This is a genomic window from Kosakonia arachidis (genome assembly GCF_900116535.1).
Lineage (GTDB): Bacteria > Pseudomonadota > Gammaproteobacteria > Enterobacterales > Enterobacteriaceae > Kosakonia > Kosakonia arachidis.
On sequence record NZ_FPAU01000007.1, the window covers coordinates 26,456 to 39,068 of the forward strand.

12 protein-coding genes are annotated in these 12,613 nt (G+C 52.5%); all 12 read right to left on the minus strand.

All coding sequences use genetic code 11. The features are described from left to right. Positions 1-123: 123 nt before the first annotated feature. Entirely contained in the window at positions 124-1,509 is a 1,386-nt protein-coding gene (gene pntB / locus BM427_RS20605; RefSeq protein WP_090125114.1) for a Re/Si-specific NAD(P)(+) transhydrogenase subunit beta, read from the minus strand. Positions 1,510-1,519: 10 nt separating this feature from the next. Next, positions 1,520-3,055: a Re/Si-specific NAD(P)(+) transhydrogenase subunit alpha gene (pntA, locus tag BM427_RS20610; RefSeq protein WP_090125117.1), complete on the minus strand. Its 1,536-nt coding sequence runs from the start codon at positions 3,053-3,055 to the stop codon at positions 1,520-1,522. Positions 3,056-3,125: 70 nt separating this feature from the next. Continuing rightward, entirely contained in the window at positions 3,126-3,986 is an 861-nt protein-coding gene (locus tag BM427_RS20615; RefSeq protein WP_175539147.1) for a beta-keto acid cleavage family enzyme, read from the minus strand. Between the two features lie 17 nt (positions 3,987-4,003). Then, positions 4,004-5,188 carry an acetyl-CoA C-acetyltransferase gene (locus tag BM427_RS20620; protein WP_090125125.1) on the minus strand — a complete coding sequence of 395 codons (1,185 nt, stop codon included), beginning with the start codon at positions 5,186-5,188 and terminating at the stop codon, positions 4,004-4,006. A 293-nt stretch (positions 5,189-5,481) separates the two neighbouring features. Further along, complete coding sequence (locus BM427_RS20625) at positions 5,482-6,420, minus strand: cyclase family protein (protein WP_090125128.1); 939 nt, start codon at positions 6,418-6,420, stop codon at positions 5,482-5,484. A 2-nt stretch (positions 6,421-6,422) separates the two neighbouring features. Next, complete coding sequence (locus BM427_RS20630) at positions 6,423-7,352, minus strand: 3-hydroxyacyl-CoA dehydrogenase family protein (protein ID WP_090125130.1); 930 nt, start codon at positions 7,350-7,352, stop codon at positions 6,423-6,425. Positions 7,353-7,364: 12 nt separating this feature from the next. After that, positions 7,365-8,153 carry an SDR family NAD(P)-dependent oxidoreductase gene (locus tag BM427_RS20635; RefSeq protein ID WP_090125133.1) on the minus strand — a complete coding sequence of 263 codons (789 nt, stop codon included), beginning with the start codon at positions 8,151-8,153 and terminating at the stop codon, positions 7,365-7,367. Positions 8,154-8,171: 18 nt separating this feature from the next. Then, entirely contained in the window at positions 8,172-8,513 is a 342-nt protein-coding gene (locus BM427_RS20640; protein WP_090125137.1) for a cupin domain-containing protein, read from the minus strand. Between the two features lie 17 nt (positions 8,514-8,530). Then, entirely contained in the window at positions 8,531-9,187 is a 657-nt protein-coding gene (locus BM427_RS20645; RefSeq protein ID WP_090125140.1) for a 3-oxoacid CoA-transferase subunit B, read from the minus strand. A 4-nt stretch (positions 9,188-9,191) separates the two neighbouring features. Continuing rightward, on the minus strand, positions 9,192-9,845 hold the full coding sequence (locus BM427_RS20650; RefSeq protein WP_152406450.1) for a 3-oxoacid CoA-transferase subunit A: 654 nt from the start codon (positions 9,843-9,845) through the stop codon (positions 9,192-9,194). A gap of 56 nt (positions 9,846-9,901) precedes the next feature. Next, positions 9,902-11,212 carry an MFS transporter gene (locus tag BM427_RS20655; protein WP_090125146.1) on the minus strand — a complete coding sequence of 437 codons (1,311 nt, stop codon included), beginning with the start codon at positions 11,210-11,212 and terminating at the stop codon, positions 9,902-9,904. 512 nt (positions 11,213-11,724) lie between these two features. Then, entirely contained in the window at positions 11,725-12,405 is a 681-nt protein-coding gene (locus BM427_RS20660) for a Crp/Fnr family transcriptional regulator (RefSeq protein WP_090125149.1), read from the minus strand. Positions 12,406-12,613: the final 208 nt, after the last annotated feature.

Here is a 12,613-nt window from a genome sequence, read left to right on the forward strand (position 1 = left end):
GAAGAAAATATAAAAAATTTAATTCACCGTTGTGTTTCAGACTTACGTTTCCGTAAATAGCATCCATAAAAAAGCGGCACATCGTCTCAGTGCCGCTGTTATTCCTGCCCCGACAACCTATAATTACAAGGCCTTCAGTATCGCCTCTACACTCTTTTTCGCATCACCAAACAGCATCTGTGTATTCTCCTTAAAGAACAACAGGTTCTGCACCCCCGCGTAACCGGTGTTCATGGACCGTTTGAACACTATCACATTCTGCGCTTTCCAAACCTCCAGTACCGGCATCCCGGCGATCGGACTGTGTGGATCGTTCTGCGCCGCCGGGTTCACCGTGTCATTGGCCCCTATCACCAACACTGTGTCGGTCTGGGCAAAATCCTCGTTGATTTCATCCATCTCCAGTACGATATCATAGGGCACTTTCGCCTCCGCCAGCAGCACGTTCATATGCCCCGGAAGGCGCCCTGCCACTGGATGAATGCCAAAACGTACATTCACCCCGCGCGCTCGCATTCTCTCTGTGATTTCCGCCACCGGGTACTGCGCCTGCGCCACCGCCATCCCGTAACCCGGCGTAATGATGACCGAGTCAGAATTCCTCAGCAGCTCCGCGGTTTCCTCTGCGCTGATTTCACGGTGTTCCCCCGTCGCCTCCTCGCTGGTAGACGCCCCGCCATCCGTGCCGAATCCTCCGGCTATCACGCTGACAAACGAACGGTTCATCGCCTTACACATAATGTACGACAGTATCGCCCCTGACGAGCCCACCAGCGCCCCCGTCACGATTAGCAGGTCATTGCCCAGCATAAAACCTGCCGCCGCAGCAGCCCAGCCAGAATAGGAGTTCAGCATCGACACCACTACCGGCATATCCGCCCCGCCAATCGACGCCACCAGATGCCAGCCAAACGCCAGCGCAATCGCTGTCATCAGCAGTAAGGATACCTGCTGCCCGCCACTCCCCGTGCGCACAAATATCACCAGCAGCACAAACAACATCACCAGTGCCGCAAGATTCAACGTGTGACGGTGCGGCAACATCAGCGGTTTCGAGGAGATTTTCCCGCGCAGCTTGCCGAATGCCACCACCGACCCGGTGAAAGTGACCGCCCCGATGAACACCCCCAGAAAGACCTCCGTCAGGTGAATGTTCTCCATCACGCCTGTTATGCCCGGCTCGTGGTCAATGAAACTGTTGTACCCCACCAACACCGCGGCAAGGCCCACAAAACTGTGCAACATCGCCACCAGCTCCGGCATCTCGGTCATTTCCACCCGCCGTGCCAACCAGCACCCTGCCGTGCCGCCGATAACCATCGCCAGAAGTATCCACACCACCCAACTGACCTCTGTTCCCAGAACCGTCGCCACCAGTGCAATCGCCATCCCGACAATACCGTATAGATTCCCCTGTCGTGATGTCTCGTGCTTCGACAGACCCGCAAGGCTGAAAATAAACAGAATGGCCGCCACAATGTATGCTGCTGTTACCCGTCCTCCGGACATGTGCTACCCCTTAATTCTTACGGAACATTTTCAGCATGCGCTGCGTCACGGTGAAACCACCGAATATATTGATGCTGGCAATCAGGACCGCGATAAAACTCAGCACGCTGACCCAACCACCGTGCCCTATCTGCAGCAACGCCCCTACGACGATAATTCCCGAGATGGCGTTGGTAACCGACATCAGCGGCGTGTGCAGCGCATGGGAAACATTCCACACCACGTAGTAACCCACCACACAGGCCAGCGCGAACACCGTGAAGTGTCCGAGAAACTCCCGTGGCGCCACACTCGCCAGCCAGCCGAACAGAGCAATGGCCAGCGCCATCAGCCCGTATTTCCGCCACGGGCTGCCCGGTTTCTCACTCTCCGCAGTCTGAGCGGCTTTTGCCTGTGTGGCCTGCGGCTGCGGCCTGGCGGACACCTGTACTGCAGGCGCGGGCCAGGTCACTTCTCCCGCCCGCGTTACCGTCACGCCACGCACCACCACGTCCGCAAAATCAATGGTTATCGTGCCGTCTTTGTTCTGACACAGCAGCTTCAACAGATTCACCAGGTTGGTACCGTAAAGCTGGGAGGACTGAGTCGGCAGGCGCCCGGGTAAATCGGTGTAGCCGATAACTTTCACCCCGCCCGGAGTGGTGAACACCTCACCTGGCACGGTGTACTCGCAGTTTCCGCCGTTCTGAGCCGCCAGGTCCACCACCACACTGCCAGCCCTCATGGTATCCACCATCTCGCGGGTAATCAGTTTCGGAGCCGGTTTGCCCGGTATCAACGCCGTGGTGACAATAATATCCACCTCCCTCGCCTGGGCGGCGAACAAGGCCATTTCCGCCAGGATAAAGGCGTCCGACATCACCTTCGCGTAGCCGTCGCCACTCCCGGCTTCTTCATTAAAATTCAGCTCCAGAAATTCGGCACCCATGCTTTTCACCTGATCCTTCACTTCTGGACGGGTGTCAAACGCCCGGACCACCGCCCCCAGGCTACCTGCCGTCCCAACGGCGGACAGACCGGCCACCCCGGCACCAATCACCATCACTTTCGCGGGCGGCACCTTACCGGCAGCGGTGATCTGCCCGGTAAAGAAACGGCCGAACTCATGGGCAGCTTCCACAATGGCCCGGTAACCGGCGATGTTCGCCATGGAGCTGAGTGCGTCAAGCGCCTGAGCACGGGAGATACGCGGCACACAGTCCATAGCCATCACTGTGATATTGCGTGTCGCCAGTTGCTGCAGCAACTCCGGGTTCTGGGCAGGCCAGATAAAACTCACCAGCGTGGCGCCTGCGTGAGGCAGGGATATTTCATGCGCCAGAGGGGCGTTCACTTTAAGAATGATATCAGCCTGCCAGACCTGCGCCCTGTCAGCCACCGTCGCGCCAGCGGCGCGATAGGCATCATCGTCAAAACTGGCCAGTTGTCCTGCGCCGCTTTCCACTGCGACACTGAAACCCAGTTTCAGTAACTGCTCCACGGTCTTTGGCGTCGCGGCTACCCGGGTTTCGCCGCTGAGCACTTCCATGGGGATCCCAATATTCATATGAACCTTTTCCCACAAAACCTTTTCCCGATGTAGCCCCGCCTGCAGAGGCTACACGACGTCCATCCATTCAGGCCGATACTGGCTCCTGGCGAATTAACCCAAGCATGGCGCGGGTTTCATCCGGTGTGGCGATGGTTTTGTCCATTTCAGCCGCAGCCCGTTTAACGCGTTCGACAAACCAGCTATTGGATTGCGCAAGTTCACCCTTGCGATAGAAGATATTATCCTCCATCCCTACCCGGATATTTCCCCCCAGCGCCAGCGCGGCGAACATAATAGGCAGATGCCCACGACCAATGCCCAGCGCCGACCAGGTGAAATTATCACCCAGATGTTGCTGACAGGTTTCCAGCAGGAACATCAGGTTGCGGACTTCGGCGGTCATTCCGCCTGGCGCACCCAGTACAAACTGGAAGTTCGGCGTCCCCGACAGCAGCTCTTTTTTGCGATAGTACAGAACGTTGTAAATCATCCCGGCATCGAAAATTTCGAATTCCGGCTTGACCTTGCATTCATGCATGCTCGCGGCCAGTTTTTCCAGGAAGCGCGGGGTGTTCTCAAATATGGTGGAGTGCGCCCAATTCATAGTGCCCGCATCGAACGACGCTATTTCCGGGCGTAATAGCTGAAATGGTTTCATGCGCACGGCATCATCCAGCCCCAGCCCGCCCGAGGTCGTCAGATTAATCACGATGTCGCTGCGTGCCCGGACCAGCCGGACAGTCTCAGCAAACTTGTCAAAATCCATCGACGCATGGTTCTCATCATCACGTACATGGATATGGGCGATGGAAGCGCCCGCCTCCCAACAGCGCACAATTTCATCCGCCTCTTCCTGGGGGGTTAGCGGGATCCAGGGGGTGTCACTTTTTTGCGGCCAGGCGCCGGTACAGGCGACAGTCAGTATGACTTTATTTTCAGATGACATAATTAACCTCTTGAAAATTATTCTTTTTCAACAATCATAGCCAGCCCCATGCCACCACCGATGCACAGAGTCGCCAGGCCGAAGCGCGCATGGCGGCGCTGCATTTCATGTAGCAGGGAAACCAGGATACGGGCGCCGGACGCGCCAATCGGATGACCCAGGGCAATCGCGCCGCCATTAACGTTGGTTTTCGCCGGATCAATACCTAACCCTTTGATAACGCTCAGGGACTGAGAGGCGAACGCTTCATTGGCTTCAATGACATCCAGATCGTCAACGTGCAAACCCGCCTTCGCCAGAGCATTGCGGGTCGCCGGGACCGGGCCATAGCCCATAAAGTTGGGATCGACGCCTCCGTTCCCCCAGGCGCGGATCACCGCCAGCGGTTGCAATTGCAGTGCGGAGGCTTTTTCTCTGCTCATCAGTACCAGCGCGGCCGCACCGTCATTGATGCCAGACGAGTTCCCCGCAGTCACCACGCCGTCAGAACGGAAGGCCGGTTTCAGGCGAGAAAGTGACTCCAGCGTCGTACCGTGGCGGGGAAATTCATCGGTTTTGACATAGCGTTCCTCTTTGCGGGTGACGATTTTCACCGGTACGATTTCATTATCAAAGCGACCGTTTTTCTGCGCCCACTCGGTGCGCTGCTGGCTCTCTGCCGCATATGCGTCAAGCGCCTCCCGCGAAAGGTGATATTTCTGCGCGAGGTTTTCCGCCGTCATCCCCATGTGCTCACCGGAGAAGGCATCAGTCAGACCGTCGCTTAACATGCTGTCCACCAGCAGACTGTTGCCCATGCGCTGTCCCCAACGGGTCGCCGAGGCAAGGTACATAGCGTTGCTCATACTCTCCGTCCCGCCCGCGACCACGACGTCCACGTCGCCAAGCGCAATGGCCTGCGCCCCCAGAATGACGGCCTTCAGGCCGGAACCACACACTTTGCTGACATTAAACGCACTCTTTTCAAAAGGAATGCCGACCGAAATCGCGACCTGACGTGCCACGTTCTGCCCCAACCCGGCTCCCAGGACATTTCCCATGATGACCTCATCGACATCATCGGGTTTGATGCCCGCGCGGGCGATCGCCGCAGATACCGCGTACTCCCCTAACTGAATGGCGGAAAGCTCTTTCAACACGCCCGCAAAACAGCCAATTGGTGTACGCGCTGCACTGACAATAACAACATCCTTAACACTCATATTTATTACCCCACAGTTGACAGTGTGGCATGCTGTAAATAGCCCAGCAGCCCTCCACGACTTTATTTACGGGATAAACGGTCGGCGCCTGGTAATAGCCACTTTTCCGCAAGGAAATCACCAGTAAAAATAAAATAAAATATTTTTAGACATTACTTTAAAAAATAATCACCCTTCTCGTTTTTTAAACAAGAAATCATACAGACAATAAATAATACCAGGCGCGTTACAGATTAAATACCGTTATCCGGTTGCATGCATTTAAAAATAAATGGAAACACACTTTTTATCGTTTAAATGCAACCTCCGTAACTGTAGGTTCTTTCCGGTACGTCATTGAGATTGTCTTCGTCAATTTCAGCAACACAACGCACCATCGAACCATCGCCCAAATACCAGCGTAGCGGGAAACAAAAGAAGCGGAACCGTTTCCCGGAGACTTTATCTAAATTCCCGCCCAGGTTTTCCACACCGACAATACCATGGCCCAACATTTGTTTATGACAGGGTTCCCATGTCCCCCAACAACCAATTGCTTCCAGATCACCAAATTTCGCCTCGTAGGCATCCTGACCATGAATTTTAATGTACAGTTCTTTATCAAATTCAGCGTAAGCCTCTTCGCCAAACTGGCTGATATATTCATCGGTAATTGGCCGCCCTGATGCGCCGAGCAAATTCATACGGGTCGCACCATTATTTCCCATCGCGGTGTGTAATGGATGATCCAGCGCCTGCATATCCATTGCCACACATTTGACCTGATGTTTGACGAACCATTTTCCGGCCTCAACCCCGGTACCGCAGGAATAATGATAATACTCTTTGGAGTCATCAAATTTACGGTGCATACCAGTATTTAAACACACGACCATTCCGGCCAGTTCTGCTGGTTTAATATTTGCCCGTTGGCAGGCGTCTTCTAAATGTTCAGGGAGAATCAACCCCCAGCGCCCTACCCGGATCTCCAGACAAATGGCATCCCCGGTATAAGCATCCACCGGCATTTCATGCGTATAGCGCGCCCTTTTACCATCAAATTCCATTTCCATTACATGACGCGGTGCATCACAATGCGTCCCTGTGTGCATGGTGCAGGAAATACGCTGCGTTAATACACCGCCTTTTGCCATCGTGTGCGCGTTGTCAATCAGTGGCTTATCGAAATATGGCCAGCGCGGCGTATCAGCGCTAAAGGGATGTGTTAAATCGACAAAGACTTTCTTACTCATTTTTATGACTCCTCTGATGACTGTGTAACACGTTGTAAATAATTCAACAGACGCTCACGGCTTTCATTAATAGTGGTCTCGTCCCAGGTCTGAAACCCTTCGCAGGATTTGAACCCCAGTTTGCCCTCCGCCACGAGGCGTTTTAATAGCGGGGATGGCGTGGTGGCATTATTCAGATGCGGGAAGATATATTCGTGAATCGCCAGCGTCAGATCTGTCCCCACCATATCGGCATTTTCCAGCGGTCCCAGCGTTGGCAAGCGCAGCCCAAAACCAAAGCGAATACCTTCATCGACTGTTCGCGCATCCGCAATCCCCTGTTCCACCAGGTAAATCGCTTCGCGCCACAGGGCATGCTGAAGACGATTGACCAGAAACCCAGGAACATCTTTATTCACCTTGACGGGGCGTTTTCCCGCCCAGCTAAGCAGTGACACTGTGCGTTCAAACAGCGCTTCATCGGTCCACTGGGTGCGGATAACTTCCACCAGAGGGATCAGAAATGCCGGATTCCAGAAGTGCGTTCCCAGCACACGCTCTTTGTGCCGCACATCACGCGCAATTTCGCTGATACTGATAACCGACGTATTTGAAGCCAGGATAGTCTCCGGCGGGCAACAGGCATCCAATTCCCGAAACAATTGCTGTTTCAGCGCCAGTTGTTCCGGTACGCACTCGAACACAATTTGCGCCCCGGCGACACTGGCGGGCAGCTTGTCGCAAAAAATGACCCGGCCCAGGATTGCGTCAATGGTGGCCTCGTCAGTCTGCATACGTTGCAGATTGGCCCTGATCATCTCCGGTGCCTTATAAATACTGGCGTCAACATCATAAATCGTGACGTTAACCCCACGGGCGGCAAAGATCTGAGCAATACCGCTGCCCATCAACCCGCCCCCCAGAATTGTGACCTGCGTGACTGAGCACGACATGATGCTCTCCTTTTAACCCGCGGTGCAGCCACCATCGACATAGATAACCTGGCCGGTAATGAAATCAGCCGCCGGGGAACAGAGATAAATGACCGAGCCGACCATATCTTCCACGACCGCCGCACGCCCCATAGGGATACGGTCGAGGAAGATTTTTTTCAGTTTTTCATCCTCCAGTACTTCCTGAGTCAGCGGTGTCCAGAAAATCGTCGGTGCGACAGCATTAACATTGATGTTGTATTTCGCCCATTCCGTCGCCAGTTGTCGGGTCAGCAAATTAATCGCCCCCTTAGAGGTACCATATGCCGCATAGCCACCAGGATGCCCGGCGAATGCCCGCACCGAAGAGGTATTCACGATTTTGCCGAATCCCTGCTTAATAAAAATGTCACCGAACACTTTGCAGGGAATAAATGTACCGGAGACGTTAATATCAATAACTTTGCGAAAATCGCCAATATCAAAGCTTTCCGCCGGGTGACGAATGGCGATACCCGCGATATTAATGAGAAAGTCGATTTTCCCCCATGTTGCTATCACGTTATCGGCCAGCGCTTTCACTGAGGTTTCGTCGGTCATGTCCGCCGCAAACGCGATGGCTTCGCCCCCGGCTTCATTCACCTGCTGTACCGTTTTGTCCAGCGTCGCCAGCGTGCGCCCCGTCACCGCAATTTTGACGCCAAAATTCGCCAGGCCGCGCGCGACTCCTTCACCGAGAGAACCTGCGCCGCCGGTAATAACCGCGACTTTATTTTCAATATTAAACAGTGCCTTAACTTTATTATCCCAGGACTTGTCCATGCCTTTATTCCTCAATGATTACGCATTGCTGGCGATAACCAGCATGCTGGTCGGGAAGTTGGTGTGGTTGATGACTTCACGTTCTTCGAAAGGGGCGATGAAAACCGCTTCGCCTTTACTGACAATACGGGTTTCAGTTTTGGTCCGGATAGTGATGGCCCCGTCCAGCACCACGTACAATTTCTCTGTCGGGGAATCGGCGTACGCCCACTCGGCCCCGCCGCCGGGCAAAAAATGCGATAACCCGCACCAGAATTGTTTTGCGTTGCATAAAGCGCCGTCGCACAATTTGAGGGCAACCATGCCGTAATGTAACGGCGGGTCGTAGGCTTTTGCTTCGCTCACCTGAATGACTTTCATGGGTATACATCCTTCTTTTATGAAAATTGGGTTAATGTCTCTGAAACCCGCAGCGGTGCCGTAGTCTGCGCGATGACTTCATCGACGGTGGTGTCGCTGGCGATTTCCCGCAAAATCAGCCCGTGTTTAACTTCAATCACGGCCTTTTCGGTCACAATCAGGTTGACCTGGCCCGCAGCGGTGAGGGGCAGACGGCAACGCGGCAGGATTTTTGACTGGCCATTTTTGTCACAGTGTTCCATGGCGATAATGACGCGCTTCGCGCCGTTGACCAGGTCCATCGCGCCCCCCATTCCCGGCACCATCTTGCCGGGGATTATCCAGTTGGCGAGGTTGCCTTCTTCGTCCACTTCCAGGGCGCCGAGCACCGTGACGTCCACATGGCCGCCGCGGATAATGGCGAACGACAGGGCACTGTCGAAAAACGCGGCCCCCGGCACGGCGGTGACGGGTTGCCCACCGGCGTTGGTTAAATCGCTATCCACCAGCTCCATGGCGGGCTCAGGCCCCAGCCCGACCAGGCCGTTTTCCGACTGGAAAATCACGCCGAGGCTGTCGTCCACATAGTTGGCAACCTGCGTCGGCAAGCCGATCCCCAGATTGACCAGGTCTCCTTTTTGCAACTCACGGGCTACGCGACGTGCAATACGTTCCCGGATGGCGTTTTTATCCATGGTGTTATGCCTCCCTCACCAGGTAATCGATGAAAATACCGGGCGTGTTGTAACGATCGGCGGCTGCACAATCCATCGGAACAATGGATTCACATTCCGCGATCACGACGCGGGCGGCAGTCGCCATTACCGGGTTAAAGTTTTTGGTCGTTTTATTAAACAGCGCGTTACCGGCTGTATCGGCGACAGAGCACCGAATCAACGCGATATCCGCCTGGAGCGGGCGTTCCAGCAGCCAGGGCTCCCCATCGATAATCACCTGTTGTTTCCCGTTTTCAACGACAGTACCCAGCCCGGTGCGGGTGAGCACACCGCCCAGCCCGGCCCCACCGGCACGGATACGTTCAACTAACGAGCCCTGGGGGATCAGTTCGGCCTCCAGTTCTCCCTGCGACATTTGTCGGCCCGTTTCCGGGTTTAAACCAATATGAGAGGCGATAATTTTTTTAATTTGTTTATTCGCGACTAATTTGCCGATACCACGATCAAGCAATCCGGTATCGTTCGCGATAACTGTGAGGTCACAGACTCCTTTTTCGACCAGTGCGTCAATTATTTTTTCTGGCGTACCCACTGCCATAAAACCGCCGATCATGACGGTCATACCGTCCTCCACCATGGCAGCCGCTTGTTGTGGAGAAATAATTTCTTTTCCCAGCATGACATTATTTCCTGAATAAAATTGATACCCCATGCGAATACAGAATGGATTAATTATGCAATCGACACATCCTGTTTCCCCTTACATTTATCATTAATCATAAAAATCAATACAGCGGCAATAAGGTCCATAACAATAAATGACATATATGCACCATCATAACCACCGGTATATTTAAGACTAATGGCAATGACAGCGAAACAACTTACTCGAAATAAACAGGCAATCGTGGATACCAGGCGATTCGCTGCCGCAAAATCATAGCGACCAAATACGGTACCAACCATTGATGTGCAAAGCTCTTTTATTCCTGCAATACTGGCACCAACCAGTAGCAGCGTAATATAGGTAAAAACCTCATTTCCCCGAATCAATAAAAAAGAATGAGTAATCGCGAAGAAAAAAGCATAAACAACACTTGTTTTACGGGTACCTATTTTGACGTCCACCCATCCCCAGAAATAACTGAAAATAGCGCAAATCAACGCTGCGGAAGTAAACATCCAGACTGCGGTTTCTTTCTCATAGCCAACCGAGATCAGCCGGGGAATAAGCTGACTGACGACACCAATATCCACCAACCAGAGCAAGCCATAGCCAACGGAGATTAACCACATTTCCCGGTCTTTAAATAAAACCCGGTAGGTAAACGTGCTCTGATAATCGGCCTGCATGGCAAGGTTGGTAGTCTGCTGTTCCCGGGAGATCGGTTCATTATCTGGATAAAGCCCCAATTCCTCAGGCGTATTGCGGATCCAGAATATCGAAATAATACCCAGTGTAATCAGCACGCCGCCGACAACGGCATAAGCGCCTGGGATACCGAACCGGTTGAAGAGAAAGAACATCAGGGGAATTAATGTCGCGGTACAAAATGACATTCCCATTGTTGCCCACCCCAGCGCCAATCCTTTTTTACGCGGGAACCAACTATTTAGTAACGTTGCCGGAACATTAAAACAGCAGCCGGTTGCCAGCAAATTCATTAATGCCAGACCGATGGCATATTCCATATAAGACGTTATCCGGCCGAACCAGATCATGGTCAAGCCAAGCGCTAACAACCCAATGATAGCAATTATTTTCGCGCCGCGTCGTTTAATCATTTCGGCAATAATCAGCGCACCAACAACACCTATCCAACCCGCAGGCGTCGAGAATGATAATAATGTTGCGAAATCCCAGCCATGCAGATCGACAAAACTCTGGACAATAACGTTCAGCCCATCCGCAGTCCAGGCCGCAAAGTTGTAATACATCAACATGCTGAAGCCAACCATGCTCCAACCCCATGCACCAAAATTACTACGTGTGACAGAAGAGTAAGATGTTGTCTGGCTCGTTATATTGTTTGTGTTTTGCATAAACCTCACCCAGTTAATAAATTAAGCCGTCAGTTATCCAGCCAGACATTAGAAAATGATGCCCGGATGCGTTATAAACACATCAAGCCCAGGTAAATGTCACAATGAAAATTAACCAACTGAAATAAGATTAAAAATACTCCTGCGACATTAGAATATTAATGCCTTTTGCAAATATGAAAAACGCTATACAGAATAATGCGTTCCTTCATTAGCCCCCACTTGACTGTAGACCCGAGGGAAGACTCTTTAAGTTGCGATAAAAATGATCACCGGCAGTGGAAGAGATAGGCCCGGTAGTGACCGGATTCCCGAAAAATATCATACGGGTCATGATGTGAGCGTCAGAGAGAGAGGCATCCTCGGATAAGCACGAGACATGCGGCTCGAAATGATAACCTTTGCAGTACATGATCATAACCTCATGTGCAGTGAACATGGATTTATTCTGGCAGTTCACAACGGAGGTGAATGGCAAAGGTTAACATTTGCTGAGCGGTAAAGTTCACAGATTACACAATCTGCCGGAGCGCCACCTCACGCAGACCATCGATATCAAGCACCTCGATGTTGCCATAATTAAGCGCCACCAGTTGCTGGTCCTCGAAATGTTTCAGTGTTTTGGCAACAAATGGACGTGAAAGACGCAGACATTCCGCCATAAATTGCATCGTAAAAGGAATATGCCTGTCCCGCTGAATACCTCTCTGGCCTTCTTCGCAGTCCACTAAAAAAGACGCGATACAAGCCTCACGCGAAGCAACTTTGTGCGTGAATAAAACCCGGTCGAGATCGTTGAGACGCTCAGTCAGCGAGTCAATCACCTGCATTTTCAGTTCATCATACTGGGCCAGCAACTGGATGGCATTGGCGCGCGGAAGTATCAGCAACTCGACATCAGTCATCGCAATAAAATCGCGATCCAGTGGCATGGATTTCCAGACAAAATTAAACAGAATCATTCTCCCAATTGGGACATGCGTTAGTAGTGTACGGTTGCCGCTTGCATGCTGTACGCTGGTAAAAAGGTGTCCTTTTAAAATCCATGCAATGACTTCAACATCCGCTCCCTGATGAAAAACAATGCTGCCAGCCTTCTCATTTCGCACACGGGCCTGGCGGAGCAACACCTGTTGCAGAGCATATGGGAATGTGCTCCATCCGGGAATCGTTGAAATAGTCTCATTAACCATGTTGTTTCCCTCTTTACAGGAAGAGCTAACCCATTCTCTACAATCGGCCTGGGGCCGATAGCACACCACACTGGATTTGTGATTGTTGTCAACAATAAAAATCGCAGGATCGCCGCAGCATCTTTGCCCACTACGCGCCGCGGATAAAACATTCAGGCGGGTACATCTCCTTTTCTGCCAATTGCCAAAATTTGCGTTTAAACGGCCC